Below are 26,211 nucleotides of genomic sequence, written 5' to 3' on the forward strand. Positions count from 1 at the left end.
AGAGGGGGATGTCGAGGACTGGAACGACGTGGCTTAGGAGGTTGGCTGTGATGACGTCTCGACCGGGTGCAGACGTTGGAGCCGGAAGATCGCAGCCTCAGGCGTGGCCGGCCTCGCTCGACGTGTTGAGGATGTTCACGTTCCGAAACAGCGCTGACGGGCATCCATGAGACACGGCGGCGATCTGTCCCGGCTGGGCTTTTCCGCAGTTGAAAGCCCCTCCTAGGACGTACGTCTGAGGCCCTCCGATCGCCTCCATGGACCCCCAGAACTCCGGGGTGATTCCCTGGTAGGCGACGTCCCGCAGTTGCCCGCACAGACGGCCGTCCCGGATCGCGTACGCCCGCTGCTGGGTGAATTGGAAGTTGTACCGCTGCATGTCGATCGACCACGAGCGGTCGCCCACCACGTAGATGCCGCGCTCCACGCCGGCGATCAGCTCATCGGTGGACGGGCCGCCGGGCGCCGGCTGCAGGGACACGTTCGCCATCCGCTGCACCGGGACGTGCCCCGGCGAGTCCGCGTAGGCGCAGCCGTTGGACCGCGGGAAACCGGTCAACCTGGCGATCCTGCGGTCGAGTTGGTAGCCGACCAGGGTGCCGTCCCGGACCAGGTCCCAGGACTGCGCGGCCACCCCCTCGTCGTCGTAGCCGACCGTGGCGAGTCCGTGCTCGGCGGTGCGGTCACCGGTCACGTGCATCAGGGGCGAGCCGTACGTCAGCTTCCCGAGCTGGTCGAAGGTGGCGAACGAGGTGCCGGCGTACGCCGCCTCGTAGCCCAGCGCGCGGTCCAGCTCGGTCGCGTGCCCGATCGACTCGTGGATCGTCAGCCACAGGTTGGACGGATCCACCACCAGGTCGTACCTGCCGGGCTCGACGCTGGGCGCGCACATCTTCCGGGCGAGGTGTTCCGGGATCCCGGCCAGCTCCCCGTCCCAGTCCCAGTGGTCGCCGGTCAGGTACTCCCAGCCGCGGCCCACCGGCGGGGCGAGGGTGCGCATCGAGTCGAAGTCCCCGCTGTCGGGGTCCACCGCGACCGCGGTCAGCTGCGGGTGCAGCCGGACGCGCTGCTGGGTGGTGCTGGTGCCCGCGGTGTCCGCGTAGAACTTGTTCTCCTGGACGGTCATCAGCGAGGCGTCCGCGTGCGCCACGCCCTCGGCGGCCAGCAGCCGGGAGCTCCACTCCGCCAGCAGCTCCGTCTTGTCGGCGTCCGGCACGTCGAACGGGTTGATCTCGTACGAGGACACCCATGTACGGTCCGGATGCGCGGGCTCGTCCGCCAGCTCCACCCGCTCCTCGGAGCCGGCCGCCCGGATGACCTTCGCCGACAGCTTCGCCATCGCGACCGCCTGGGCGGCCACCCGCGCCGCGGCGTCCATCGTCAGGTCCACCCCGGACGCGAACCCCCACGCACCGTCGTGCACCACCCGGACCGCATAGCCCAGATCGGTGGTGTCGGAGGTCGCGGACGTCCGGGCGTCCCGCAGCCGCCAGGACGCCTCGCGGATCCGTTCCAGGCGGAAGTCCGCGTGGGTGGCGCCCAGGGCCCGGGCCCGGGCCAGCGCGGCGTCGGCCAGCGCGCGCAGCGGCAGCGCCAGGAACGATGCGTCGAGGGCAGGTGGTGCAGCGGCCAAGGCGTCCTCCCGTAGTCGGCGCCTGCATCATGCCCTGTGGCGGGCGCTCGGCCCAGTGGACCGGGGGTGTGGCCCGGCGCGTCGGCCACCGAGGGTGGTGGTTCTGTGGGGACCCGACAGAGCGCGGCGCGCGCGCCTGTCCGTGCTCGATTCCCCGGAAGTGCCCCGTGACCGATAGTTTCGTATCGAACGCAGGACGGACAGGAAACGGAAAGGGTGATCTCTTGAGCCGCTCGGTTCTGGTCACCGGAGGTAACCGCGGCATCGGTCTCGCCATTGCCCGGTCCTTCGCCGAGGCAGGCGACAAGGTCGCCATCACCTACCGCTCGGGCGAGCCCCCCGCGGGATTTTTGGCCGTGAAGTGCGACATCACGGACAGCGAGCAGGTCGAGCAGGCATACAAGGAGATCGAGGAGAAGCACGGCCCGGTCGAGGTGCTGGTGGCGAACGCCGGCGTCACCCGTGACCAGCTGCTGATGCGGATGTCCGAGGAGGACTTCACCTCGGTCCTGGAGACCAACCTCACCGGCACGTTCCGGGTGGTCAAGCGGGCCAACCGCGCGATGCTGCGGGCCCGTAAGGGCAGGATCGTGCTGATCTCGTCCGTGGTGGGTCTGATGGGCGGCGCGGGTCAGGCGAACTACGCCGCCTCCAAGGCCGGTCTGGTGGGCTTCGCCCGCTCGCTCGCGCGCGAGCTGGGCAGCCGCAACATCACCGTCAACGTCGTCGCGCCGGGCTTCGTCGACACCGACATGACCCGGGTGCTCACCGACGAGCAGCGGGAGAACATCGTGAAGCAGGTGCCGCTCGCGCGCTACGCGCAGCCCGAGGAGGTCGCCTCCTCGGTCCGCTTCCTGGCCTCCGACGAGGCCGCGTACATCACCGGAGCCGTCATTCCCGTCGACGGCGGATTGGGCATGGGTCACTGATCAGCATGAGTGGAATCCTCGCAGGCAAGCGCATCCTCGTGACGGGCGTTCTGACCGAGTCGTCGATCGCGTTCCAGGCGGCCAAGGTCGCCCAGAACGAGGGCGCCGAGGTCATCCTCACCGGCTTCGGCCGGCTCTCCCTGGTGGAGCGGATCGCCAAGCGCCTCCCCAAGGAGGCCCCGGTGATCGAGCTGGACGTCACCAACCAGGAGCACCTGGACGGCCTGGCCGACAAGATCCGCGAGCACCAGGGCGAGGGCGCCCGTCTCGACGGCATCGTGCACTCCATCGCCTTCGGCCCCCAGGGCGCCTTCAACTTCCTGGAGGCCGGCTGGGAGGACGTGAGCACCGCGGTCCAGGTCTCGGCGTACTCCTACAAGTCGCTGACCATGGCGTGCCTGCCGCTCATGGAGCACGGCGGCGCGGTCGTCGGCCTCACCTTCGACGCGCAGATCGCCTGGCCGAAGTACGACTGGATGGGCGTGGCCAAGGCGGCGCTGGAGAGCACCAACCGCTACCTGGCGCGCGACCTCGGCCCGAAGGGCATCCGCTGCAACCTGGTCTCGGCCGGCCCGATCAAGTCGATGGCCGCCAAGTCCATCCCCGGCTTCGAGGAGCTGGCGGACGTGTGGAACCACCGCGCCCCGATCGGCTGGGACCTGGCCGACCCGGAGCCGGCCGGCCGCGGCGTGGTCGGCCTGCTGTCCGACTTCTTCCCCCGCACGACCGGCGAGATCGTCCACGTCGACGGCGGCGTCCACATGATGGGCGCCTGACGGGCCCACATCTGCGCCGCAGGCCGCCGTATCGGATCTCCGTACTGCTATGCCGTACTGGTACCGCTGTATTGGTACCGCTGTATTGGTACCGCCGTGCTGGTACCGCCGTAGTGCTGATACGCCGTACTGCTCGTCCGTACTGCCCGTTCCGGTCGCCGGGGCGGGCAGTTGGCGTTGTCGGCGTTGTCGGGTTGTCGGCGCCGCCAGGGGTGCCTCGGGCCTTGAGGGGCGAGGCTGAGCTCGTACGGTGAGCTGCGGGCGTTGGGCTCGGAGGCTGTGCGGCGTGCGGCGTGCCGCGTGTCGAGTGCCGGATGCCGGATGCCGGGTGCCGCGTGCCGGCAGCTGGACGCTGAGCCGTGTGTCGCGGGCCTCGGGTCGTGAGGCCGGTTCGTGAACCGTCAGCTGTCTGCCGTCTGGCGTCAGCCGTCAGCCGTGAGCGCCGTGCCGTCCGCCGGCACCCGTGAGCCCCGTGCCGTGAGCTCCCGCGGGAATACCTCCCGAGCGTGGCCGGTTGTGGCCCCGCAGGGGGCGTTCGCGACCCCTACGGGATGCGTTCGACCGCCCCCTAGTAGGGCCCACCGCCGCCCCGCCCCCAACCCCCAAACCCCGGCCCGCGAACCCTGGCGCCCGCCCCGCCCCCTACCCCTCCACCGAGCTCTCCAGCGCCCCCGCCCGGCACCCGAACGGATGGGTGCTGGCCTCGGCCGCGGCGCGGTCGCCGTCGCCCGCGCGGATCGCCTCCACCAGGCGGGAGTGGTCCATGTGTGCCTCCGGGCGCAGCTCCTCGCCGACGTCCGCCCGGAGGAAGTCGCGCAGCACACCGCCGAGGTCGGCGTAGATCTCGGCCAGCACCTCGTTGTGCGAGGCGGACACGATGGCCATGTGCAGGGTCGCGTCCGCCTCCACGAACGCCTCCGCGGCCCCGGACTCCCAGGCCCGCTCGCGCCGCTCCAGCAGCGCGTCGATCTGCCGCAGGTCCTGGTCCGTGCGGCGGCGCGCGGCGAGCCGGGCGGCGGCCGCCTCCAGGGCGCTGCGCAGCTCGGCGACGTGGCCCGGCTCGGCGGCGGCGAACCGGCGGTTCATCACCCCGGCCAGTTCACTGGTCGCCACCACGTACGTGCCCGAGCCCTGCCGGATGTCCAGCAGCCCGTTGTGCGCCAGCGCGCGTACGGCCTCGCGGACGGTGTTGCGGGCCACCCCGAGCTGCTCGACGAGTTCCGGCTCGGTCGGGATGCGCGAGCCCACCGGCCACTCGCCGGAGGTGATCTGGGCGCGCAGCTGCGCGATCACCTGGTCGGCCAGCGCGGAGCGGCGGGGCGAGGTCAGAGGCGGCATGTCAGCGCTCCGGTGTGCAGGGCGGACGGACGACGGCGGCGCGGCGCCCGGCGGACCCTTCCGGCCCCCGGTGCCGGCCGGGACAGCAGAGGCTATCGACATCGGCTGGACAGGTATTCATCCCATGATTCTATGATGGACCGCATGGCAGACGAAGACCTCGCGACCCTCGGCACCGAAACCGAGGCCCGTACGACGGCCCGTACCACCACCCCCGCCCCGGCGCCCGACGGCCCCGGGGCGCGACCCGACGCCGTGCCGGGCGGCCCGGCGAACGCCCCGGCCGCCGGGCGCTGGCTGCCGCGGATCGTGATCGCCGGTCTCGTCCTGGCGGCGCTCAACCTCCGCCCGGCCATCACCAGCCTCGGCGCGCTCCTGGAGGAGGTCCGCGACAGCCTCGGCATGAGCGGCACCCTCGCCGGGCTGCTCACCTCCGTACCGCCGCTGTGCTTCGCGGTCTTCGGGTTCGCGGCGCCCCGGCTGGCCCGGCGCTGGGGGCCCGGCGCGATCGTCTGCGCGGGTATGGCCGCGATCGCGGTGGGCGTCGTGGTACGCCCGTACGCCGGCGGCACCGGCGGTTTCCTCGCCGCCAGTGCGCTCGCCCTGGCCGGCATCGCGGTCAGCAACGTGCTGATGCCGGTCGTGATCAAGAGCTGGTTCCCGGACCGGGTCGGCCCGCTGACCGGTCTGTACTCGATGGCGCTGGCCCTGGGCACTTCGCTCGCCGCGGCGGTCACCGTGCCCATGACCCAGGCGCTGGGCGGCAGTTGGCGCACCGGGCTGGCCGTATGGGCGGTGCTCGCCGCGGTCGCCGTACTGCCGTGGCTGGCGGTCGTACGGCAGCGCGCCGCGGCCTCCGGGCCGGCCGCGGACGGCGGCGCGCGCAGCGGGCAGGCCCCGCTGCGGATCACCTCGTCGCCGACCGCCTGGGCGCTCGCCGTCTTCTTCGGCCTCCAGGCCACCGCCGCGTACATCACCATGGGCTGGATGCCGCAGATCTTCCGCGACGCCGGGGTCTCGGCACAGACCGCGGGGGTGCTGCTCGCGGTCACCATGGCGATGGGCGTCCCGCTGTCCTTCGTACTGCCGCGGCTGGCATCCCGGATGCGGCACCAGGGTCCGCTCGCGGTGTTCCTGGGGCTGTGCGGCCTGGCCGGCTATACGGGGCTGTGGCTGGCGCCGGCCGCCGGGGCCTGGGCCTGGGCGCTGCTGATGGGCATCTCCAACTGCTCGTTCCCGCTCGCCCTGACCATGATCGGCATGCGTTCGACCAGCTCGGCGGGGGTCGTCAAGCTGTCCGCCTTCGCCCAGAGCGTCGGCTACCTGATCTCCATCCCCGGCCCGCTGCTGGTCGGCACGCTCTACCAGCACAGCGGCGGCTGGAGCCTGCCGATCGCCCTGATGGCGGGGCTGATGGTGCCGCAGATCGCGGTCGGCGTGCTGGCCGGCCGGGACCGCCGGATCGAGGACGAGGCCTGAGCGCCGGCCGTGCGCCCCGCCCCGGGCCCACGGCCGGATCCGCGGGTGCGACACTGGGCCCATGCCAGTGCTCGAACCGAATCCCCAGGGCAGCCAGAAGAAGCTGCTCCTCGTGCTGGGCCTCATGCTCGGTGTGACCGTCGTCGTCGCGATCATCGCGAGCCTTGCCGCGCCACGGTGAAGGCCGCCGCGGTGAAGGCGGCCGCGGTGAAGGCGGCCGCGGTGAAGGCCACCGCATCGGGCGGGGAGCCGCTGCGGTAGGGCCGGGCCGGCCGGAGGAGGCGGGCGGGGTGGGGACAACCCCCCGTCCCCTAGGGGGTCGGTATCAGGGGTAAGTCGGGGGCTTCCCGGATAGGAACGGCCGCCGGAGATCCGTAGCTTCGAAGTACACCGCACAGCGCGGTGGCCGAGCCGCAGCTCGCGGCCCGGAGGCACTTCGATGCGTTACGGAGGCGATCCCCATGTCCGCCGCGTTCAGCCGGTCACCCGCAGCCCGGGCTGCCCGCCCGCGGGCCAGCGGCCCCCGGACGCACGGGCTGCGGATACCTGGCCGGCGGACGGACCGGCTGCGGATACCCGGCCCGTGGCCGCACGGACCGCGGACAACCGGCCTTCGGACAACCGGCCTGCGGATGCCCCGGCTGCGGGCGCGGGGTCTGTGGACGCGGCTGCCGTGGTGGGCGCTGGCCCTGCCGGTGGTCTCCTTCGTAGCCCTGCTGGTGCTCGTGGCAAGCCCCGCCCGGGCGAGTGCGGCGAGCGCCCCGCAGGGCTTCGCGGTGCTGCTGGAGTACCTCGTGGCAATCCTCCGGATAGGTGCCTGAACGCCCCGGTGGCCTGCTGTCACCCTGCAGGGGGAGCGCTTCAACACCCCGCGCCCCGCGCCGCCTTTCGTGCGAAGCTGGGACGCATGAGCGTCGATACACCCCGCCGGATTGTCCTCCTCCGCCATGCCAAGGCCGAATGGTCGGAGACCAGCGATCATGAGCGTCCGCTCGCCGAACGCGGCCGCAAGGACGCCCCCGTCGCCGGCCGCTGGCTGGCCGGCTCGGGCGTCACCCCCGACCTGACGCTGTGCTCGACGTCGACGCGCACCCGCGAGACGTGGAAGCTCGCCGTCCATGAACTCCCCCAGCGCCCCAAGACCGTCTACGACGAGCGGATTTACGAAGCCTCCCTCGGCGAGCTCATCGCCCTGCTGAACGAGACCTCGGACGATGTCAACGACCTGATGCTGGTCGGGCACAACCCGGGCGTGCACGCCCTCGCGGACGCGCTCTCGGGGGAGGCCGACGGCGATCTGCTGCCGCGGATGAACCGCAGCGGCTTCCCGACGGCCGCGATCGCCGTGGTCGCCTTCAACGGCTCGTGGAAGTCGGTGGAGCACGGCGTGGGCCGGCTGATCGCGTACTGGACGCCGCAGGGCTGAGCCGCCCGTCCGGCCGCGGCGGGGCTGAAGCGGAGCGGCGGCCAGCGTTCCCGTCGAGGCGCGGCGGGGTTGAGCCCGCGTCCGGATGCCGCAGGGTGCTGAGTCTCCCGTCCGGACGTCGCAGGGTTGAGCGCTGTGCCTCCCGTTCGGGCCCCGTGCCCGTCGGCGCCGCCAGGCCGAGGTCCCCGGCCCGGCAGTCGCCGCACCACCGCGTAGGGCGCCCGAGCGAGACGGCAAGCGGGGCCCCGGCACACCGCCGGGGCCCCGCTCATGCATCGGCCCACGCTCACGCCGATGCCCATGCCCATGCCCATGCCCATGTGCCCATGCCCGCGGGGACCCTCAGGCTCACGCGGGCCGTCCCTCAGGCTCGCCCCCGCCCCGTCCTCCGGGCACCAGGCCTCGGCACCCGGGGGGCTCGGGCACCAGGACGTCTCCCGGCCGGCCAGCCAGCCCGGCCGCGCCCGCCCCGCCAAGGCACACACCTCGCCCGAGGCGCCTCCCACCACGATGCGCACTCACTCACCGGGGCCCGCCCCACTCACCGGAGACCGCCCCGCCAAGGCGCCCACCTGCTCACGAGGCGCCCCCCACCACGATGCGCACTCACTCACCGGGGCCCGCCCCACTCACCGGAGACCGCCCCGCTGAGGCGCGCCCACCTGCTCCCAAGGCGCCCCCACCACGACGCGCACCCGCCCACCGGGCCCCGCCACACTCACCGGGCCCTCGCCCACCGGGCCTGGTCCCACTCACCGGTGCCGGCCGGCCCCACTCACCGGTGCCGGCGGGCCCCACTCACCGGTGCCGGCCGGTCCCACTCACCGGGCCCCGCCCCGCTGACGAGCCCGTCTGCTCACTCCGCGTGGGTGTCCGCTGCCTCGACCTCTTCGCGGGTGATGCCCAGCAGGTACAGCACGGTGTCCAGGAACGGCACGTTCACGGCGGTGTGTGCGGCCTTCCGCACCACCGGCTTGGCGTTGAAGGCGACCCCGAGGCCGGCCGCGTTCAGCATGTCGAGGTCGTTGGCGCCGTCACCGATCGCCACGGTCTGGTCCAGCGGCACCCCGGCCTGCTGCGCGAAGTCCCGCAGCAGCCGCGCCTTGCCCGCCCGGTCCACGATGGGCCCGGTGACCCGGCCGGTGAGCTTGCCGTCGACGATCTCCAGGGTGTTGGCGTTGGCGAAGTCCAGCCCCAGCTCCTCCTGCAGCGCGTCGGTGACCTGGGTGAAACCGCCCGAGACGACGCCGACTTGGTAGCCGAGCCGCTTGAGCGTCCGCACCAGGGTGCGGGCGCCGGGGGTCAGCCGCACCTCCTTGCGCACCGCCTCCACCACCGACTCGTCGAGCCCCGCGAGCAGCTCGACCCGGGCGTGCAGCGACTGCTCGAAGTCCAGCTCACCGCGCATCGCGGCGGCGGTCACCTCGGCGACCTCGGCCTCGCAGCCCGCGTGCGCCGCGAACAGCTCGATGACCTCGTCCTGGATCAGCGTCGAGTCGACGTCCATCACGACCAGCCGCTGGGCCCGGCGCTGGAGTCCGGCCGCCACCACGGCGACGTCCACGCCCAGCTGTGCGGCCTCCAGGGCCAGTGCCGTACGCAGTGCCTCGGTGGCCGCACCGGAGACGGCGAATTCGACGGCGGTCACCGGATACTTGGCGAGCCGGAAGATACGGTCGATGTTGCCGCCGGTGCCCGTTATGGCGGCGGCGATGGCGGCGGTGGACTCCGCGGTGAGCGGGTGGCCGAGCACGGTGACGTGCGAACGCCCGGTGCCGCGCGGACGGTTGTCACCCCGGCCGGAGATGATCTCCGCCTGGAGGTTCAGGGATTCGGCCCAGCTGTGCACGGTGGCCCGCAGGTCTCCTTCGGAGGAGCCGCTGGTGCCCTGCCCGGGGGAGGGGGTGGTGACCAGGGCGCACAGCGTGATGCGCCCCCGGGTCACGACCTGCTCGATGTCCACGACATCGACGGAGTAGGCGGCGAGGGTGTCGAAGAGACCTGCGGTGATGCCGGGCCGGTCCTTCCCGAAGATCTTCACGAGAAGGGTCGGTACGTCATCGCCCGGTACGGCGGTGGCAGGCGGGATCTGCGATGCGCTCATGGTGCCCTTACGGTAACCGCCGGGCCGTCGCACCCGTACGACTGTCCGGGGTTCGGACCGCGGCGGCACGGTCCGCCACCGGCCCGCGGCCCCTCGCGGTGGGCCGGCCGGCCGCGGCCCCGGCGGCCCGTCGATCGTTATCGAGTCGTGTCCGGCCCGCCCGGATCCGCAGGTCGGGACAACCCCGACGGAAGCCCCAACCTCGTTGGCCCGCCGGGGCGTTCGGTACGGCCGCGGCCGACGCGTACCGAGGACGGACCACATCCGGACCACACCCGGACCGCGCCCGGGACCGCGCCCCGGACGGCCCGCGAACGGATCGCCGGCGAACCGCGCACGAACCGCGTACGAACCGCGTACGCATCGAGTACGGACCGCACACGGACCGCGGACGTGGCCCAGCTGATGTCCGCTTCCTCCCATGATGCGGCCTCCGGAGCCGCTCCGCACGGCCTCCGGAGCCGCTCCGCACGCCTCGGGGGGCCGCTTCCGCGCGACCTCCGGGGCCGCCTCCGCACCGCCTCCCGGGCCGTTCCGCACTCCCTCCCCGACGCGGGCCGCCGCCCCCGCCCGGACACCCGCCCGTCCGGTACACCCGTAATCCGGTGATCCCTGCGGATCCATGGGTTCTTCCCGTGCTCCGGGAGTGTTTGGCGGGTCCCGTGGAAGCCGTCTGCACCCCGGCCCCGTCCCGGTTTCCGGTCCACGGGCCGAGCCTGAAATAGTTCCTCACGATGTTCGCCATCCCTAGACTTCCCGCACAGGGCGTCACTCGGGGGACTATGTAATGGGGCATGGAGTGCCTGAACTCGTACTCGAATTGAACGGAAGGACCTGGACGCTCGATCCGTCCCGGTCCTACAACGTGGGTCGTGATCCGCAGGGCGACATGGTGCTCGACGACGCCAGGGTCTCCTGGCGCCACGCCACCGTGCGATGGGGCGGCCGCAGCTGGATCATCGAAGACCACGGCAGCACCAACGGCACCTACGTCCAGGGCCAGCGGATCCACCAGACGGAGATCGGCCCCGGTGCCGCCGTGCATCTGGGCAACGCCACCGACGGCCCCCGGCTGACCCTGTCCGCCGCCGCGCCGGCCGCCGCCGACGCCTTCAGCGCGCAGCCCGCGATGACGCCGCAGCAGCAGCCGGCCGCCCAGGGGTGGCAGGCGCCCCCCGCGCACCAGGTGCCGGGCCGGCAACCGCCCGTTCACCAGCAGCCGCCCGCCCAGCAGGGCTGGCAGGCGCCACCGCAGGCCCAACAGCCACCGCAGGCCCAGCAGCCGCCGTACGTCCCGCCGCAGCAGGCCGCACCCCGGCAGCCCCAGCAGGCCGTCCCCCCACAGCAGGCCCGACGGCCCCAGGAGCGCCCGGCGCCGAACGCCGGCGGCGCACCGGCCGGCGACCGCAGCCCGACCACCTTCCACCGCCTCGACATGGGCCGGGTGATGCGGATCGGCCGTGCGCTGGAGAACGAACTGGTCGTCTCCGACCTCCAGGTCTCCCGCCACCACGCCGAATTCCACGCCACCCCCGACGGCCGCTTCGAGATCCGCGACCTCGGCAGCCACAACGGCACCTACGTCAACGGCCAGCCGGTCCCCAAGTCCGGCAAGGCGCCCGTCGGCCCGAACGACATCATCGGCGTCGGCCACTCCACGTTCCGGCTGGTCGGCGACCGGCTGGAGGAGTTCGTCGACACCGGCGAGGTCTCCTTCTCGGCCCGCCACCTCACGGTCACCGTCGAGGGCGGCAAGCAGATCCTCAAGGACGTCTCCTTCGGCGTCCCGGAGAAGTCGCTGATCGCGGTCATCGGCCCGTCCGGCTCCGGCAAGTCGACGCTGCTCAAGGCGCTCACCGGCTACCGCCCCGCCAACGAGGGCGATGTCCTCTACGACAACCGCAACCTCTACAAGGAGTTCGCGGCGCTCCGGCAGCGCATCGGCCTGGTTCCGCAGGACGACATCCTGCACAAGGAACTGACGGTCCAAAAGGCGCTGCGCTACGCCGCCAAGCTCCGCTTCCCCGGCGACACCGCGGAGTCCGAGCGCGAGGCCCGGATCGGCGAGGTGCTGCGCGAGCTCAAGCTCGACGTGCACAAGGACAAGAAGGTCACCTCGCTCTCCGGCGGCCAGCGCAAGCGCGTCTCGGTGGCCCTGGAGCTGCTGACCAAGCCGTCGCTGATCTTCCTGGACGAGCCCACCTCGGGCCTCGACCCGGGCATGGACCGCGATGTGATGCAGCTGCTGCGCGGCCTCGCCGACGACGGCCGCACCGTCCTGGTCGTCACCCACTCCGTGGCCGAACTCGGCCTGTGCGACAAGCTGTTGGTGATGGCGCCGGGCGGTGGCGTGGCCTACTTCGGCCCGCCCGAGGAGGCGCTGAACTTCTTCCAGTACGACACCTGGGCGGACGTCTTCTCGGCCTTCGAGAACTACCGCGACTACGACTGGATGGGCCGCTGGCGCGGCTCCCCGCACTTCCAGATGTACGCCGCGGACATCGACGCCACCGCCCCGCAGTCGGTGTCCATCCAGCCGCCGCCGGCCCGGATGCAGAAGTCCCAGAGCTGGGGCTCGCAGCTGTGGACGCTGATGCGGCGGTACGTCTCGGTGCTCGCCTCCGACCGCGGCTTCCTGGGCCTGATGCTGATCCTGCCGGCGGTGCTCGGCGTGGTCTCGATGCTGATCCCCAGCGACTACGGCCTCGGCTACGGACCGCTGAACCGGCACCGCACCAACCGCGACGCCAGCACCATCATGCTGATCCTCGCGGTCGGCATGTGCTTCTCCGGCGCGGCCAACTCGGTCCGTGAGCTGATCAAGGAACGGGTCATCTACGAGCGCGAACGGGCCACCGGCCTGTCGCGGTCGGCGTACCTGATGTCCAAGGTGATCGTGCTGGGCGTGGTGACCGCCGTGCAGGGCGTGATCATCGCGGCGATCGGCTTCTCGACCCGGAACATGCCCACCGAGGGCCTGATCATCCCCAAGGCCCCGGCGGTCGAGATGGCGCTCGCGATCATCGCGCTGGGCTTCACCTCGATGATGTTCGGCCTGATCATCTCCTCGCTGGTCAAGACCGCCGAGAAGACCATGCCGCTGCTGGTCATGTTCGCCATCGTCCAGGTGGTCTTCACCGGCGTGCTCTTCCAGCTCTTCGACACCCTCGGCGTCGCCCAGGTCGCCTGGCTGATGCCGTCCCGCTGGGCGGTCGCCGCGATGGGCGCGACGGCCGACATGAACACCCTGCTGCCGTGGGAGCTGGGCAACCCCGACCCGCTGTGGAAGCACCAGACCGGTGTCTACGTGATGGACATGATCATCCTGATCAGCCTGGGCGTCGGGCTGGCCTTCGTCGTCGCGCGGCTGCTGCGCCGCCACGAGCCGGAGGTCATGCGCAAGTAACGCCCGGCCCGTACCGCATGCGCCGAGGGGCGGCACCCGACTGCGGGTGCCGCCCCTCGGCGGTGTGTGCGCGTCCCCCCGGACGTCGAACGGTGGCTCAGTAGGCCGAGTTGACGTTGTCCATCGAGCCGTACTTGTCGGCCGCGTAGTTGCAGGCGGCGGTGATGTTGGCGACCGGGTCGTAGATGTTCCAGGAGGTACCCGAGACGTGGTACGCCTTGAAGGTCGGGTCGATCACCTGCAGCAGGCCCTTGGACGGGATGCCGTTCTGGGCGTTGATGTCCCAGAGGTTGATCGCCATCGGGTTGCCGGAGGACTCCCGGATGATGTTCCGGTAGATGCCGTTGTACGAGCCGGGGATGCCCTTCTTGGCCATGACGTCCAGCGACTCGCGGATCCAGCCGTCGAGGTTGTTCGGGTAGGTCTTCACGGCCGGCTTCGGCGCGGCGGCCGGGATCGCGGTGCGGACCGCGGAGCGGCTGGCGGCCTGCTTCACCCGGTGCTCCTTGGCGGCCTTCGCCTTCGCCGCGGCGGCGGCCTTGGCCTTGGCGGCCTTCTCGGCGGCGGCCTTCTTCGCGGCGGCGGCCTTGGCGGCCTTCTCGGCAGCGGCCTTCTTCGCGGCGGCCTCGGCCTTGCCCTTGGCGGCGGAGGCGTCGGCCTGCTTGGCGATGGTGGCCTGCTGGGCCCTGGCGGCCGTACCGACGGCGCTGAAGGCGACCGGCTTGACGTTCTCGACGGCGACGGCCTGGGTCTTGCCCTGGTCGGCGTCCGCACCCGGAACGGCGGCGAAGATCAGAGCAGCGGCACCGGCTGCGGCAACACCGGCGACACCGAGCTTGTGCGTCCGGTTGAGGCGGGAAATAGCGTGCTTGGGCATGGTGGGACAGACCTTCCGAAGGGGGACGTCGCACGGGCCTTGAGCGGCGGCCAACGCCGAGTTCTGACCACGGCGCCGAGCGACGGGGCCATTCTTAGCGGCAGGAAATTGCCCCGGCAAAGGTGTGACGTACGATGCGACTTAGTGGAACCAGTAGCGGGAATATCGCATCCGGAATGGACAAATCCCTGGTCAGGTGGGATTCCACAAGCCACTAACCCGGGTCGTAAGTGATTTACGCCCTATTGGCGGCGTCACAGCCCGAAGGGGAAGGTCTCGCCGGGAGTAATTGCAAACGCACAGCCTGTATGCGCTACTTCTCGGCCGGCGCTCGCTCCGGCGCTTTCCGTACCAAATCGGGCACTTCGCACTCCGGTGTCGGGTGACCCGCTGGGGTCATCGCGAACGCTGGGCGCCGCGCCGTCCAGGAGCTGGAGCAGCGCCGGTACGACCAGTCCCCGGCGGGCGGCCGGTCGGAGGCGTCGTCCGGGGCTGTGGCCGCATACGGAGCGGTCACAGGTCGCTGGATCGACCCGCCCCACCCGCGGCCCCGGCCCCTCCGTCACGAGCGCCGCCGACTGCCGCTCCAGACGCCCGCCTTGGCTGCCCCGCTCGACGGCCTTCCCGACCCCACATCCGACCCGCCGTAATAGGGCGAATCGGACATTTCGCTACCCCTGGATTCCCTTATATAGGGACACCTCCCCTATAAGGGGAATCAGGCGCATACGATTCCCAATAGGAGCAGCAGCGCTAAAGCGACAAAGCCCCCGCCCGAACAATGCCCACCGGAGCCAGCACATCCACATCCAGCCGACCGGCCACCCCGGCCCGCGCCCTCGCCGTAGGAACGCCCCCCCGCCAGCCGCCACCCGCCGGCCGCCACCCGCCGGACCGGCCCCCGCCAGGGCATTCGGCCTAGGACCGTGGTCCCGGCCACCGGACGGCGCAGGACCGATACGGCCCCGTCCACCCCGCCGGTACCGTGAGGCCATGACCAACGGACCGGGAGCCGGGATCCCCGCGGTGAGTACCGCGATCCTGGCCATGAGCAGGCATCTTGAGGTGCGCGACGTCCTCAAGACGATCGTGGCCTCGGCCCGCGAACTGCTGGACGCCGAATACGCGGCGCTCGGAGTGCCCGACGACCACGGCGGCTTCGCCCAGTTCGTCGTCGACGGCGTCAGCGCCGAGCAGTGGAAGGCCATCGGCCCGCTGCCCCGCCAGCACGGCATCCTCGCCGCGATGCTGCACAACGCCACCCCCGAACGGCTCGCCGACGTCCGCCAGGACCCGCGCTTCGGCGGCTGGCCCGCGGCCCACCCGGACATGCGGGACTTCCTCGGCCTGCCGGTCGCCGACGGGGACGAGATCCTCGGCGCCCTCTTCCTGGCCAACAAGCGCTGCCCCGAGCCCCCTCTCTCCCGCCGGGACGGCTGCCGCTTCACCGAGGACGACGAGCGCCTGCTCGGCATCCTCGCCCAGCACGCCGCCATCGCCCTGACCAACGCCCGCCTCTACGAACGCAGCCGCGAGCTGACCATCGTGGGGGAGCGGGCCCGGCTCGCCCACGAACTGCACGACGCGGTGTCCCAGAAGCTGTTCTCGCTCCGGCTCACCGCCCAGGCCGCCACCGCCCTCGTCGACCGCGACCCGGTCCGCGCCAAGGACGAGCTCCACCAGGTCGCCGCGCTCGCCGCCGAGGCCGCCGACGAACTCCGCGCCGCCGTCGTCGAGTTGCGGCCCGCCGCCCTGGACGAGGACGGCCTGGTCGCCACCCTGCGCTCCCAGATCCAGGTCCTCGACCGCGCCCACTCCGCCCATGTCACCTTCACCGCCCACAGCGTCCGCGCACTGCCCGCCGCCCAGGAGGAGGCCATGCTCCGGGTCGCCCAGGAGGCCCTGCACAACGCCCTGCGGCACTCCGGCGCCGAGCACGTCGAGGTCACCCTCTCCCGCGCCGGTCAGGGAGCCCTGCTGCGGATAGCCGACGACGGCTGCGGTTTCGACCCCGGCACGGTCCGCCGGGCCGGCCGCCACCTCGGCCTGGTCTCGATGCACGACCGCGCCGGCGGCGTCGGCGGAACGCTCACCGTGCAATCGGAGCCCGGCAAGGGCACCGCTGTCGAGATGGAGGTGCCCGGTGGCTGACACCCGACCGATCCACGTCCTGCTCGTCGACGACCACCAGGTCGTCCGCCGCGGGCTGCGCACGTTCCTGGAGGTCCAGGACGACATCGAGGTGGTGGGGGAGGCGTCCGACGGTGCCGAGGGCATCGCCGCCGCCGAACGACTCCGCCCGGACGTCGTCCTGATGGACGTCAAGATGCCCGGCATGGACGGCATCGAGGCGCTCCGCAAGCTCCGCGAACTGGACAACCCCGCCCGGGTCCTGGTCGTCACCAGCTTCACCGAACAGCGCACCGTCGTCCCGGCCCTGCGCGCCGGAGCGGCCGGCTACGTCTACAAGGACATCGACCCCGAGGCACTGGCCGCCGCCATCCGCTCCGTACACGCCGGCCACGTCCTGCTGCAGCCCGAGGTGGCCGTCGCGCTGCTCTCCCAGGAGGACGGCAACGGCGGCCAGGGACGCGGCACGTCGCTCACCGACCGCGAGAGCGAGGTCCTCGCCCTGATCGCGGACGGCCGCTCCAACCGCGAGATCGCCCGCGCCCTGGTGCTCTCCGAGAAGACCGTCAAGACCCATGTCTCCAACATCCTCATGAAGCTCGACCTCGCCGACCGGACCCAGGCGGCGCTCTGGGCGGTACGGCACGGAATCGGGGCCTGACCAGGCGCAGAAGCCGCCACGACCGGGCCGGCGACGGTGCCGGCCTGGCGTCGGACGGTCCTTCGGTACGACAATGCGTCAACCCGAACGTCGCCTGCCGGTCCGAGATTCATACTGTCGTGTAGCCGTAGCCCGTTCGGCGTATCCCTCCTCGTGCCGGGCCGTTGTCCAGAGCAGTCGTGACGGCTGGTCACGGCAACGGCAATGAGGAGCAAGAGAAGTGAAGAACATCAAGCGGGTCGCGGCCGTCACGATGATGGCGAGCGGTCTGGCCCTCGCGGGCGCCGGTATCGCCTCCGCCCACACCCCGCAGGCGCAGGGTGCCGCGGTGCAGTCCCCGGGCGTCGGCTCGGGCAACCTCGTCCAGGCTCCCGTGCACGTCCCCGTGAACGCCTGCGGCAACACCGTCTCGGTCGTCGGCCTGCTCAACCCCACCTTCGGCGACCCCTGCGTCAACCTCTGAGCGCAGCAAGGCCTTTGCGCGCGGCCCGTGTGACGATCCCGTCCGCGCGGGCCCGCACCGGACCGGCCCCCTCACCGCCGTGAGGGCAGCGGCCGGCCCCCCTCTCCACACCCCCGTCATCCCCATCAGTGCTGTCCACCGGCCCTGTGCCCCCTCACCGGAGGAATCCCCCGCAATGAACACCGCCAAGAAGGCCGCCCTCGTTCTCGCCGCCACCGCCCTCGGCCTGGGTGCCGCCGCCGGTTCCGCGTTCGCCCACGACGGTGCGCACGCCGCCGGCGGGGCCGAGAACTCCCCGGGCATCGTCTCCGGCAACCTCGTCCAGGCTCCGGTGCACGTCCCCGTGAACGCCTGCGGCGACACCGTCTCCGTCGTCGGCATCCTCGACCCGACCTTCGGGAACGTCTGCGAGAACGTCTGACCGCCGCCGCGCCGGCCCCCGTCGGCCGCGCGGAAGCCGTCAGCACCCCTCTGTTTCTTTTGTTCTTCCCTCTACGCAAGGACCACATTTCATGAACACCGCCAAGAAGGCCGCCCTCGTCGTCGCCGGTACCGCCCTCAGCCTCGGTGCGGCCGCCGGTTCCGCCTTCGCCACCGATGGCGCGCAGGCCGCCGGCGGCACCGTCAACTCTCCCGGCGTCCTCTCCGGCAACCTCGTCCAGGCGCCCGTGACCGTGCCGGTGAACGTCAACGGCAACAGCGTCAACGTCGTCGGCGTGCTCAACCCCGCCTTCGGCAACCGCAGCACCAACTTCTGAGCCGCCCGCATCCGCAACCGTCAGTGCGGTCCCGCGCCACCACGCAAGGAACTCACCTCACCATGAACACCGCCAAGAAGGCCGCGCTGGTCCTCGCCGCCACCGGCCTCGCCCTGACCGCCGCGGCCGGTTCCGCCTTCGCCTCCCAGGCAGACGGCAAGGCCACGAACTCCCCGGGCATCGGCTCCGGCAACCAGGCCCAGGTGCCCGTGCACGTCCCGGTGAACGCCACCGGCAACAGCGCCAACGTCATCGGCGCGCTCAACCCCACGTTCGACAACGCAAGCTCGAACTACTGAGGTTGTCCGATCTGGGGTGAACAGTCCACCCTGCCCGGGCTGTTCGGCCCATCTCGGCAACGGCCCCGTCGTCGACCACACAATGGTCCGGCGGGGCCCGCCGCGTCTCATCCCCTCATCGGCCGCCGCGCCGCTCCCGCTCCTCCACGGCGGAGTTGTACGCCGCGACCTGCGCCCGCCGGGCCGTACGCTCCACCGGACGCAGCGCCTCCGCCCGCGCGGCCATCTCCGAGGCGCTCACCGCCGCGCCGTGCTCCGCACCGTCCCCGCCGGCCTCCCGCGCGATGTCGATCAGCGCACCGACCCGCTGCGCCAGCTCCAACACGCGCACCGCCCGCGGCGGATATCCCGGGGCCAGCACCTGACGGCCCGCCTCCGCCCGCGCCCGGTACGCCGCCAGCGCCGCCTGCGCCACCGGACCCGCCCCGGCCACGTCCAGCTTCGAGAGCACCTCGGTCGCCTCCCGCAGCGCCTCCGCCAGCTCCCGCTCCGCCTCGCCCAGCGACGGCACGTCCGCCGGCGGCGCCTCCCGCACCGGCAGGCACCGCCAGACCACCTCCACATGCACATCGGGCGCCGCCCCGCCCTCCGGCCCGGCCTCGTACGCCTCCGGAACCAGTCCCAGCCCGGCGCCGGTGGCGATCACCGCCTCCTCGGCCTCCAGCGCGCGGGCGTTGAATTCCGGGGGCCCGCACAGTCCCAGCGGATGGCCGGGCACCGGCAGCGCCACCCGCAGCCCGATCGCGCCGAGCGCCCGCAGCCGCCCCAGCGCGAGCGTCAGCCCGACCGGCGCGTCCTCCCCGGGCAGACCGGCCACGCGGTGCACCGCGTCGTCCTCCGCGATCCGGTGCACCGCTTCATCCGGTGAGACAAGTCCGGCCAAAAGGGCGTTTCCCCATGCCGCCAGCCGTCCTGAGCGAGGTTCCTTGAGCATGGCCCCCAGCCTAGGGAACGGCACTGACAACGAGTGGCGTAGGTTTGCAGGGGGGCTGCGCCTACAGGTGCACGCGACGACCGAGATGCAATGGGAGACAACGCGCTCATGAGCGATGTGCTGGAGCTGGTGGACGTATCCGTGGTCCGCGAAGGACGGGCTCTGGTGGACCAGGTCTCCTGGTCGGTCAAGGAGGGCGAGCGCTGGGTGATCCTCGGCCCCAACGGCGCCGGCAAGACCACCCTGCTGAACGTCGCCTCCAGCTACCTCTTCCCGACCCAGGGCACCGCCTCCATCCTCGGCGAGGAGCTCGGCAAGGTCGACGTCTTCGACCTCCGCCCGCGCATCGGCATCGCCGGCATCGCGCTCGCCGACAAGCTGCCGCGCAGCCAGACCGTGCTGCAGACCGTGCTGACCGCCGCGTACGGCATGACCGCCCACTGGCAGGAGGACTACGAGGACGTCGACGAGCAGCGCGCCCGCGCCTTCCTCGACCGCCTCGGCATGAACGACTACCTCGACCGGAAGTTCGGCACCCTCTCCGAGGGCGAGCGCAAGCGCACCCTGATCGCCCGCGCGATGATGACCGACCCCGAGCTGCTGCTGCTCGACGAGCCGGCCGCCGGCCTCGACCTCGGCGGCCGCGAGGACCTGGTCCGCCGCCTCGGCCGCCTCGCCCGCGACCCGTACGCGCCGTCGATGCTGATGGTCACCCACCACGTCGAGGAGATCGCCCCCGGCTTCACCCACGTCCTGATGATCCGTCAGGGCAAGGTGCTGGCCGCCGGCCCGCTCGAGCTGGAACTGACCTCCCGGAACCTCTCCCACTGCTTCGGTGTCCCCCTGGTCGTCGAGCGGCTCGGCGACCGCTGGACCGCCCAGGGCCTCCCGCTGGCCTGAACACCCGTCCGCCCGGCCGCCGCTGACCGATCGCGCCCTGTCCCGGGCCGCCGTACGGATCTACCATGAACCCGTGGATCCATGGGTGTGGTGGCTGATCGCCGCCGTAGGACTGGGTATTCCGCTCGTCGTGACCGCGATGCCCGAATTCGGGATGCTCGCGGTCGGTGCCGTCGCCGGTGCCGTCACCGCAGCGGTCGGTGGCGGCACCGTCCCGCAGTTCCTCGTGTTCGCCGCCGTCTCCGTCGCGCTGATCGCCGTCGTACGCCCCCTCGCCAACCGCAACCGCCGCCAGGCGCCGCAGCTCGCGTCCGGGATCGACGCCCTCAAGGGGAAGAGCGCCACGGTCCTGGAACGGGTCGACGGCGGCGACGGCGGCCGCATCAAGCTCGCCGGCGAGATCTGGTCCGCGCGCGCCCTCGACGGCGACCGGAGCTACGAACCGGGCCAGCAGGTCGACGTCGTCGAGATCGACGGCGCCACCGCAGTCGTCATCTGACCCGAACACGCTGCGCGACGAGCCACGTCTCTGAAAGACTGATCAACGGCAAGCCGGTCACCGGCCGGCACGGACCAGCAACGAAGGGCACGGGAGCCGCTGTGGAACCGATCATCATCGTCCTGATCATCCTGGTGGTGCTCGTGTTCATCGCACTCATCAAAACGATCCAGGTCATCCCCCAGGCCAGCGCCGCCATCGTCGAACGCTTCGGCCGCTACACCCGCACCCTCAACGCCGGCCTGAACATCGTCGTCCCGTTCATCGACTCGATCCGCAACCGCATCGACCTCCGCGAGCAGGTCGTGCCGTTCCCGCCGCAGCCGGTGATCACCCAGGACAACCTCGTCGTGAACATCGACACCGTCATCTACTACCAGGTGACGGACGCCCGCGCGGCCACCTACGAGGTCGCCAGCTACATCCAGGCCATCGAGCAGCTCACCGTCACCACCCTCCGCAACATCATCGGCGGCATGGACCTGGAGCGGACCCTGACCTCCCGCGAGGAGATCAACGCGGCCCTGCGCGGCGTCCTCGACGAGGCCACCGGCAAGTGGGGCATCCGCGTCAACCGCGTCGAGCTGAAGGCCATCGAGCCGCCGACCTCCATCCAGGACTCGATGGAGAAGCAGATGCGCGCCGACCGTGACAAGCGCGCCGCGATCCTCCAGGCCGAGGGTGTCCGGCAGTCCCAGATCCTCACCGCCGAAGGTGAGAAGCAGTCCTCGATCCTGCGCGCCGAAGGTGAGGCCAAGGCCGCCGCGCTCCGCGCCGAGGGCGAGGCCCAGGCCATCCGGGTGGTCTTCGAGTCCATCCACGCCGGCGACCCGGACCAGAAGCTGCTCTCCTACCAGTACCTCCAGATGCTCCCGAAGATCGCCGAGGGCGACGCCAACAAGCTCTGGATCGTGCCCAGCGAGATCGGCGACGCCCTCAAGGGCCTCGGCGGCGCGATCGGCAACTTCACCCCGCCGACCGGCGGCGGCTCCATCCCCAAGCCCAGCTCCCCGAAGCACGAGACGCCCCCGATCGACGACTGATCCCCGCCGACGACTGATCCCCATCGACGACCGGCCCCGCCCTGCTGCATGATCGGACCGGACCGCACCGATCATGCACGGGGGAGCCAGCATGACCCTTTGGGAAGCCGTCGCCGTTTTCGCCGCCGGGGTCGGCGCCGGCACCATCAACGTCATCGTCGGCTCCGGGACCCTGATCACCTTCCCGGTGCTGCTCGCCCTCGGACTACCGCCCGTCACGGCCAATGTCTCCAACACCCTGGGCCTGGTGCCCGGCTCGCTCAGCGGTGCCTTCGGCTACCGCCGCGAACTCGCCGGCCAGCGCCGCCGGCTGCTCCGCTTCGGCGCCACCGCCCTCATCGGCGGCCTCGGTGGCGCGATCCTGCTGCTGGCGCTGCCCTCCAAGGCGTTCGACGCGATCGTCCCCGTACTGATCGCCGTGGCCCTGGTCCTCGTCGTCGTCCAGCCCCGGCTCGCCGCCCGGCTCCGCGCCCGCCGCGAACGCAACGGGACCACCGTCCACCCCGACGGCGGGCCGGTCCTGCTCGCCGGCCTCCTGCTCGCCAGCGCCTACGGCGGCTACTTCGGCGCCGCCCAGGGCGTGCTGTACCTCTCGCTGATGGGCCTGCTCCTCCACGACGACCTGCAGCGCCTCAACGCCCTCAAGAACGTCCTCGCGGCCGTCGTCAACGGCGTCGCGGCGGTCTTCTTCCTCTTCGTCGCCACCTTCGACTGGACCGCCGTCGCCCTGATCGCGGTCGGCTCCACGCTCGGCGGCCTGCTCGGCGCGAAGATCGGCCGCCGGCTTCCGCCGACCGCCCTGCGCGCCGTCATCGTCGTGGTCGGCAGCCTGGCCATCGTCCAACTCCTCCTCAAGTGAGGGGAGTTGGACGACGGCCGGAGACCACGAAGGTCAGGCCGGCAGCGCCAGCCACTCCGGCAGACCGTCCCGCACCGACACCCCCAGCGTCGACAGCAGCGCATCCGCCGGCGTCGGCTCGAACGGCCGCCGCAGCAACTGCATCCCGGCCTGCTCGGGCGTACGGTCCGCTTTGCGGTGATTGTCCTCCGCGCACGAGGCGACGGTATTCAGCCAGGTGTCCCCACCACCGTGCGACCGCGGCACGACGTGGTCCACGGTCGTCGCCCGCCGCCCGCAGTACGCGCACCGGTGCTGGTCACGCACCAGCACCCCGCGCCGCGACCAGGGCGCCCGTCTTCGGAACGGCACCCGTACGTACCTGCTCAGCCTGATCACCTGCGGCACCGGTACGTCCACCGAAGCGGCCCGCACCCGCAGCCCGGGGTGGGCGTGCTCGATGACCGCCTTGTCCTGCATGACCAGCACCACCGCGCGCCGCAGCGACACCGTCGCCAGCGGCTCGAAGCTCGCATTCAGCACCAGCGTCTCGCGCATCCCGTCCACCTCCCGCACCCGCTCCGCCCCCGCGGCGAAGTTGCTCCACTCTGCAGCGGCAGGTATTCCCCGAACAACGCAATTTCCGCATGCCACAAGGGAAATGGCGGACGAGCACGAGATGAAGACCGGGTGATCCGGCGACGGCACCCAGACGAGGAACCGCCCGGGCCGGCACCGGCCGGAAAAGAGTGCGCTCCGGGTCCCGCCCCCGTGAAACACGCGGGACCCGGAGCGAACGGCAGCCGACGAGGACGCCCGGCCCGAGGCCCGGCTCCGACAAGCAGCTGGCGACACACCTGCGCCCCGCCGCTCCCGCCACTGCGGTACCGACTGCCCGACGCCCTGATGAGGGGCGGCGGCACAGGTACCACTCTGCGTGCCGGAAGCGCCGGGGCGCAACGGAATTACGGTGCCCGGCCCTACGCCGGCACCTCGTACTCGCCGATCAGCTGGGCCCGCCCGATCGCGTGGAACCGCAGGTTGAACCCCACCACCGCGGGCGAGGCGTCCGCATCCGGCCCGAGCTTCGCCTGGTCCACCGCGTAGACCGTGAACACGTAACGGTGCGGACCGTCCCCGGGCGGCGGCGCGGCCCCGCCGAAGTCCCGCGTCCCGTAGTCGTTACGGGCATGCACCGCACCCTCGGGCAGCCCCTTCATGTCCCCCGAGCCGGCGCCCGACGGCAGCTCCGTCACCGACGCCGGGATGTCGAACAGCACCCAGTGCCAGAAACCGCTGCCGGTCGGCGCGTCCGGGTCGTAACAGGTGACGGCGTAGCTCTTGGTCCCCGAGGGAGCGCCCTCCCACCGCAGGTGCGGCGAGCGGTTCCCGCCCGAGTGGACCTGCTCCGGCCGCAGCGTCCCGCCCGGCTCCACCTCGTCGCTCACCACGGTGAACTCCGGCACCGGCGGATGGAAATCGTGCGGAAGCGGCCGCCGCTTCAGCTCGGACACATGAACCTCCTGGTCGCTCGCTGACACTCTGTCGGGCCAGGTTAGAGCCAGTTCCGCTTACCGCCGACCTCCGCCAGCCACTGGTGGAGATAAGCCGCCCAGTCGGTCCCCTCGAAGTCGTGCAGCCCCACCGTGAACGACCGGTAGGTGTCCGACCCCTCGGAGAACAGCCCCGGCTTCTTGTCCATCTCCAGGACGACGTCCATCTCCCGGTCGTCCGCGACGAAGGACAGCTCGACCTGGTTCAGCCCGCGGTACTGCTGCGGCGCGTAGAACTCGATCTCCTGGTAGAAGGGCAGCTGCTGCCGCGTGCCCCGGATGTGCCCCTGCTCCAGATCCGCCGCCTTGAAACGGAACCCGAGCCGCCCGAACGCGTCCAGGATCGCCTGCTGCGCCGGCAGCGGATGCACATTGACCGGGTCCAGATCACCGGAGTCCACCGCCCGCGCGATCGCCAGCTCCGTCGTCACCCCGACGCTCATCCCGCGCAGATGCGTGCCCAGGAACGTGGTGATCGGCGTCTCCCACGGGATCTCCAGCCCGAACGGCACGGTGTGCGCCGCCCCCGCCTGCACCTCGAAGGCCCCGCCCAGCTGCACCTTCGTGAACTGGATGTCCCGCTTGAACTCCTCGTCGCCGCTCTCGACCTCGACCCGCGCCTGCAGACCGACCGACAGCCCCTGGATCTCCTGGGCCACCGACCCGCCCTGGATCCGCACCTCGCCCTGCACCACTCCGCCCGGGACGACGTTCTCCTCGAAGAGCACCGTCTCCACCGACGCACCCCCGGCCCCCAGGCTCGCCAGCAGCTTCTTGAATCCCATGCTCGTCCTCCCCAGGCACAGCGCCTGTGCTCCCATACGACCTGCGGTCGCTACCTACGAACGCGAACCGGCACGGGCCGGTTCCACGGCCCACACCTTCCCAACCCCGCCGCCCCCCTGGCCAGCCGGCACCCCCGAGGGCTCCACTACGCTCGGTCCGCATGACCGACGTACCGGAACGAATGCCGCTCCACCGCGACTTCTTCGACCGCCCCGTTGTGGAGGTGGCCCCCGACCTGCTGGGCCGCACCCTCCTGCGCCACACCCCCGACGGCCCGATCGAGCTCCGGCTGACCGAGGTGGAGGCGTACGACGGCGAGGGCGACCCCGGTTCCCACGCCTACCGCGGACGCACCGAACGCAACGCCGCGATGTTCGGCCCGCCCGGCCACGCGTACGTCTACTTCATCTACGGCATGTGGTTCAGCCTCAACGCGGTCTGCGGCCCCGAGGGCCGGGCCAGCGGCGTCCTGCTGCGCGCCGGCGAGATCATCAGCGGCGCGCACCTGGCCGCCGCCCGCCGCCCCAAGGCCCGCAGCGCCCACGAACTGGCCAAGGGCCCGGCCCGGCTGGCCACCGCCCTCGACATCGACCGCACCCTCGACGGCACCGACCTCTGCCGCGGCGGCAACGCCCCCCTGACCCTGCTCCACGGCACCCCGCCCACCCCCGACCGGGTGTGCCACGGCCCCCGTACCGGCGTGGGCGGGGACGGCGCCCACCACCCCTGGCGCTACTGGATCGACGGCGACCCGACGGTCAGTCCGTACCGCCGCCACGTGCCCCGCCGCCGCGCCACCTCGGCTACTTGACTCTCCTTGCGTCACCGCCTAACGTAGCCCGAGCCGCTGGAGACGGACAGCGCCTTCTGCGCCCTCCGCCAGGTGGCACAACCCAACTACTTCGCACGATTCCCTAAAGGGTCGGCTTTCGCGTTGCCGAAAATCGATCCGGCCGACTCGATTATGAGTCGCCGAGGAAATTAGCTAAAGTGGTGACACGCCGAAGGGCCGTCCCAAAGACGCCCCGAAGCACTCCGACGGAAATCGGAAGCCGGAATCGAAAGAAACCGGATCTGATAAAGTCGGAAACCGCGAAGAAGCCGAAAGGCCGAAACGCACCGGCGAAAATCAGGACCGCGAGGATCTGATAGAGTCGGAAACGCAAGACCGAAGGGAAGCGCCCGGAGGAAGCCCGAGAGGGAATCCAAAGGAAGCGTCCGTTCCTTGAGAACTCAACAGCGTGCCAAAAGTCAACGCCAGATATGTTGATACCCCGTCTACTAGGCCGGATGGTCTGGTGGCGAGGTTCCTTTGAAGAAAACACAGCGAGGACGCTGTGAACCGAGGGATTATTCCTCCCTCTGGTTCCGCTCAACGC

Annotated in this window: 26 protein-coding genes; 18 read left to right on the top strand and 8 right to left on the bottom strand. The window is 71.5% G+C overall.

The annotated features are described in order from the left end of the window. Positions 1-97 precede the first annotated feature (97 nt). A complete protein-coding gene (locus ACFV1J_RS24890) occupies positions 98-1,633 on the bottom strand; it encodes a TldD/PmbA family protein (RefSeq protein WP_385861431.1) in 1,536 nt (511 codons plus the stop codon). A gap of 224 nt (positions 1,634-1,857) precedes the next feature. On the opposite strand from ACFV1J_RS24890, the gene fabG reads away from it, so the two are divergent. Continuing rightward, positions 1,858-2,562, top strand: a complete 705-nt coding sequence (fabG, locus tag ACFV1J_RS24895; protein WP_030411678.1) for a 3-oxoacyl-[acyl-carrier-protein] reductase — start codon at positions 1,858-1,860, stop codon at positions 2,560-2,562. Between the two features lie 5 nt (positions 2,563-2,567). Continuing rightward, positions 2,568-3,338 carry an enoyl-ACP reductase FabI gene (gene fabI / locus ACFV1J_RS24900; protein ID WP_030411677.1) on the top strand — a complete coding sequence of 257 codons (771 nt, stop codon included), beginning with the start codon at positions 2,568-2,570 and terminating at the stop codon, positions 3,336-3,338. A gap of 642 nt (positions 3,339-3,980) precedes the next feature. Here the strand turns inward: fabI and ACFV1J_RS24905 are convergent. After that, positions 3,981-4,676, bottom strand: a complete 696-nt coding sequence (locus ACFV1J_RS24905) for a FadR/GntR family transcriptional regulator (protein ID WP_385861433.1) — start codon at positions 4,674-4,676, stop codon at positions 3,981-3,983. Positions 4,677-4,820: 144 nt separating this feature from the next. Here ACFV1J_RS24905 and ACFV1J_RS24910 point away from each other — a divergent pair, with 144 nt between their 5' ends. From ACFV1J_RS24910 to ACFV1J_RS24925, 4 genes are all read left to right on the top strand, one after another. Further along, positions 4,821-6,155 carry a CynX/NimT family MFS transporter gene (locus ACFV1J_RS24910; RefSeq protein ID WP_385861435.1) on the top strand — a complete coding sequence of 445 codons (1,335 nt, stop codon included), beginning with the start codon at positions 4,821-4,823 and terminating at the stop codon, positions 6,153-6,155. Between the two features lie 61 nt (positions 6,156-6,216). Continuing rightward, positions 6,217-6,336: an SGM_5486 family transporter-associated protein gene (locus ACFV1J_RS24915; RefSeq protein WP_385861437.1), complete on the top strand. Its 120-nt coding sequence runs from the start codon at positions 6,217-6,219 to the stop codon at positions 6,334-6,336. A gap of 451 nt (positions 6,337-6,787) precedes the next feature. After that, positions 6,788-6,976 (top strand): hypothetical protein, encoded by a 189-nt coding sequence (locus tag ACFV1J_RS24920; protein ID WP_385861439.1) that lies wholly within the window; start codon positions 6,788-6,790, stop codon positions 6,974-6,976. 86 nt (positions 6,977-7,062) lie between these two features. Next, the gene (locus ACFV1J_RS24925) at positions 7,063-7,581 is read left to right on the top strand and encodes a histidine phosphatase family protein (RefSeq protein ID WP_360959110.1); all 519 of its coding nucleotides are present in this window, start codon (positions 7,063-7,065) and stop codon (positions 7,579-7,581) included. An 856-nt stretch (positions 7,582-8,437) separates the two neighbouring features. Here ACFV1J_RS24925 and serB read toward each other — a convergent pair. After that, positions 8,438-9,685, bottom strand: a complete 1,248-nt coding sequence (gene serB, locus ACFV1J_RS24930) for a phosphoserine phosphatase SerB (RefSeq protein WP_385861441.1) — start codon at positions 9,683-9,685, stop codon at positions 8,438-8,440. Positions 9,686-10,472: 787 nt separating this feature from the next. Here serB and ACFV1J_RS24935 point away from each other — a divergent pair. Continuing rightward, complete coding sequence (locus ACFV1J_RS24935; protein ID WP_385861443.1) at positions 10,473-13,091, top strand: FHA domain-containing protein; 2,619 nt, start codon at positions 10,473-10,475, stop codon at positions 13,089-13,091. A gap of 97 nt (positions 13,092-13,188) precedes the next feature. Here ACFV1J_RS24935 and ACFV1J_RS24940 read toward each other — a convergent pair whose 3' ends face one another. Further along, on the bottom strand, positions 13,189-13,968 hold the full coding sequence (locus tag ACFV1J_RS24940) for a transglycosylase SLT domain-containing protein (RefSeq protein ID WP_385861445.1): 780 nt from the start codon (positions 13,966-13,968) through the stop codon (positions 13,189-13,191). Positions 13,969-14,961: 993 nt separating this feature from the next. Here ACFV1J_RS24940 and ACFV1J_RS24945 point away from each other — a divergent pair. From ACFV1J_RS24945 to ACFV1J_RS24970, 6 genes are all read left to right on the top strand, one after another. Next, entirely contained in the window at positions 14,962-16,119 is a 1,158-nt protein-coding gene (locus ACFV1J_RS24945) for a GAF domain-containing sensor histidine kinase (protein ID WP_385861447.1), read from the top strand. Further along, complete coding sequence (locus ACFV1J_RS24950; RefSeq protein ID WP_385861448.1) at positions 16,112-16,759, top strand: response regulator; 648 nt, start codon at positions 16,112-16,114, stop codon at positions 16,757-16,759. Before ACFV1J_RS24945 ends, ACFV1J_RS24950 begins: the two co-directional genes overlap by 8 nt. A gap of 220 nt (positions 16,760-16,979) precedes the next feature. Beyond that, complete coding sequence (locus ACFV1J_RS24955; protein WP_385861450.1) at positions 16,980-17,222, top strand: chaplin; 243 nt, start codon at positions 16,980-16,982, stop codon at positions 17,220-17,222. A gap of 175 nt (positions 17,223-17,397) precedes the next feature. Continuing rightward, a complete protein-coding gene (locus ACFV1J_RS24960; protein WP_385861452.1) occupies positions 17,398-17,643 on the top strand; it encodes a chaplin in 246 nt (81 codons plus the stop codon). Between the two features lie 91 nt (positions 17,644-17,734). Beyond that, entirely contained in the window at positions 17,735-17,980 is a 246-nt protein-coding gene (locus tag ACFV1J_RS24965) for a chaplin (protein ID WP_385861454.1), read from the top strand. Between the two features lie 62 nt (positions 17,981-18,042). Continuing rightward, positions 18,043-18,279: a chaplin gene (locus tag ACFV1J_RS24970; RefSeq protein WP_385861456.1), complete on the top strand. Its 237-nt coding sequence runs from the start codon at positions 18,043-18,045 to the stop codon at positions 18,277-18,279. 115 nt (positions 18,280-18,394) lie between these two features. Here the strand turns inward: ACFV1J_RS24970 and ACFV1J_RS24975 are convergent, their stop codons facing one another. Next, complete coding sequence (locus tag ACFV1J_RS24975) at positions 18,395-19,213, bottom strand: hypothetical protein (protein ID WP_385861458.1); 819 nt, start codon at positions 19,211-19,213, stop codon at positions 18,395-18,397. 108 nt (positions 19,214-19,321) lie between these two features. Between ACFV1J_RS24975 and ACFV1J_RS24980 the strand changes: the two genes are divergently transcribed. The 4 genes from ACFV1J_RS24980 (at position 19,322) to ACFV1J_RS24995 (ending at position 22,514) form a co-directional block, all read left to right on the top strand. Then, entirely contained in the window at positions 19,322-20,113 is a 792-nt protein-coding gene (locus tag ACFV1J_RS24980; protein ID WP_385861460.1) for an ABC transporter ATP-binding protein, read from the top strand. An 85-nt stretch (positions 20,114-20,198) separates the two neighbouring features. Then, positions 20,199-20,612: an NfeD family protein gene (locus ACFV1J_RS24985; protein ID WP_385861481.1), complete on the top strand. Its 414-nt coding sequence runs from the start codon at positions 20,199-20,201 to the stop codon at positions 20,610-20,612. Between the two features lie 101 nt (positions 20,613-20,713). After that, a complete protein-coding gene (locus ACFV1J_RS24990; protein ID WP_385861462.1) occupies positions 20,714-21,655 on the top strand; it encodes an SPFH domain-containing protein in 942 nt (313 codons plus the stop codon). Positions 21,656-21,746: 91 nt separating this feature from the next. Beyond that, positions 21,747-22,514 carry a sulfite exporter TauE/SafE family protein gene (locus tag ACFV1J_RS24995; RefSeq protein ID WP_385861464.1) on the top strand — a complete coding sequence of 256 codons (768 nt, stop codon included), beginning with the start codon at positions 21,747-21,749 and terminating at the stop codon, positions 22,512-22,514. A 33-nt stretch (positions 22,515-22,547) separates the two neighbouring features. Here ACFV1J_RS24995 and ACFV1J_RS25000 read toward each other — a convergent pair whose 3' ends face one another. The 3 genes from ACFV1J_RS25000 to ACFV1J_RS25010 form a co-directional block, all read right to left on the bottom strand. Then, the gene (locus ACFV1J_RS25000) at positions 22,548-23,051 is read right to left on the bottom strand and encodes an HNH endonuclease (RefSeq protein ID WP_360959045.1); all 504 of its coding nucleotides are present in this window, start codon (positions 23,049-23,051) and stop codon (positions 22,548-22,550) included. Positions 23,052-23,473: 422 nt separating this feature from the next. Beyond that, entirely contained in the window at positions 23,474-24,007 is a 534-nt protein-coding gene (locus ACFV1J_RS25005) for a YbhB/YbcL family Raf kinase inhibitor-like protein (protein WP_385861466.1), read from the bottom strand. 41 nt (positions 24,008-24,048) lie between these two features. Further along, positions 24,049-24,831: a sporulation protein gene (locus ACFV1J_RS25010; protein ID WP_385861468.1), complete on the bottom strand. Its 783-nt coding sequence runs from the start codon at positions 24,829-24,831 to the stop codon at positions 24,049-24,051. A gap of 161 nt (positions 24,832-24,992) precedes the next feature. Between ACFV1J_RS25010 and ACFV1J_RS25015 the strand changes: the two genes are divergently transcribed. After that, complete coding sequence (locus tag ACFV1J_RS25015; RefSeq protein WP_385861469.1) at positions 24,993-25,643, top strand: DNA-3-methyladenine glycosylase; 651 nt, start codon at positions 24,993-24,995, stop codon at positions 25,641-25,643. The last annotated feature ends 568 nt before the right edge of the window (positions 25,644-26,211 follow it).

Origin of the sequence: Streptomyces sp. NPDC059649 (assembly GCF_042734445.1) — a bacterium.
Lineage (GTDB): Bacteria > Actinomycetota > Actinomycetes > Streptomycetales > Streptomycetaceae > Streptomyces.

Excerpts from the sequence above, each read along its gene's own strand:
- fabI (WP_030411677.1), top strand. The coding sequence starts at position 2,568 with ATGAGTGGAATCCTCGCAGGCAAGCGCATCCTCGTGACGGGCGTTCTG.
- ACFV1J_RS24905 (WP_385861433.1), bottom strand. The coding sequence starts at position 4,676 with ATGCCGCCTCTGACCTCGCCCCGCCGCTCCGCGCTGGCCGACCAGGTG.
- ACFV1J_RS24910 (WP_385861435.1), top strand. The coding sequence starts at position 4,821 with ATGGCAGACGAAGACCTCGCGACCCTCGGCACCGAAACCGAGGCCCGT.
- ACFV1J_RS24915 (WP_385861437.1), top strand. The coding sequence starts at position 6,217 with ATGCCAGTGCTCGAACCGAATCCCCAGGGCAGCCAGAAGAAGCTGCTC.
- ACFV1J_RS24920 (WP_385861439.1), top strand. The coding sequence starts at position 6,788 with ATGCCCCGGCTGCGGGCGCGGGGTCTGTGGACGCGGCTGCCGTGGTGG.
- ACFV1J_RS24925 (WP_360959110.1), top strand. The coding sequence starts at position 7,063 with ATGAGCGTCGATACACCCCGCCGGATTGTCCTCCTCCGCCATGCCAAG.
- serB (WP_385861441.1), bottom strand. The coding sequence starts at position 9,685 with ATGAGCGCATCGCAGATCCCGCCTGCCACCGCCGTACCGGGCGATGAC.
- ACFV1J_RS24935 (WP_385861443.1), top strand. The coding sequence starts at position 10,473 with ATGGGGCATGGAGTGCCTGAACTCGTACTCGAATTGAACGGAAGGACC.
- ACFV1J_RS24940 (WP_385861445.1), bottom strand. The coding sequence starts at position 13,968 with ATGCCCAAGCACGCTATTTCCCGCCTCAACCGGACGCACAAGCTCGGT.
- ACFV1J_RS24945 (WP_385861447.1), top strand. The coding sequence starts at position 14,962 with ATGACCAACGGACCGGGAGCCGGGATCCCCGCGGTGAGTACCGCGATC.
- ACFV1J_RS24960 (WP_385861452.1), top strand. The coding sequence starts at position 17,398 with ATGAACACCGCCAAGAAGGCCGCCCTCGTTCTCGCCGCCACCGCCCTC.
- ACFV1J_RS24965 (WP_385861454.1), top strand. The coding sequence starts at position 17,735 with ATGAACACCGCCAAGAAGGCCGCCCTCGTCGTCGCCGGTACCGCCCTC.
- ACFV1J_RS24970 (WP_385861456.1), top strand. The coding sequence starts at position 18,043 with ATGAACACCGCCAAGAAGGCCGCGCTGGTCCTCGCCGCCACCGGCCTC.
- ACFV1J_RS24975 (WP_385861458.1), bottom strand. The coding sequence starts at position 19,213 with ATGCTCAAGGAACCTCGCTCAGGACGGCTGGCGGCATGGGGAAACGCC.
- ACFV1J_RS24980 (WP_385861460.1), top strand. The coding sequence starts at position 19,322 with ATGAGCGATGTGCTGGAGCTGGTGGACGTATCCGTGGTCCGCGAAGGA.
- ACFV1J_RS24995 (WP_385861464.1), top strand. The coding sequence starts at position 21,747 with ATGACCCTTTGGGAAGCCGTCGCCGTTTTCGCCGCCGGGGTCGGCGCC.
- ACFV1J_RS25000 (WP_360959045.1), bottom strand. The coding sequence starts at position 23,051 with ATGCGCGAGACGCTGGTGCTGAATGCGAGCTTCGAGCCGCTGGCGACG.
- ACFV1J_RS25010 (WP_385861468.1), bottom strand. The coding sequence starts at position 24,831 with ATGGGATTCAAGAAGCTGCTGGCGAGCCTGGGGGCCGGGGGTGCGTCG.
- ACFV1J_RS25015 (WP_385861469.1), top strand. The coding sequence starts at position 24,993 with ATGACCGACGTACCGGAACGAATGCCGCTCCACCGCGACTTCTTCGAC.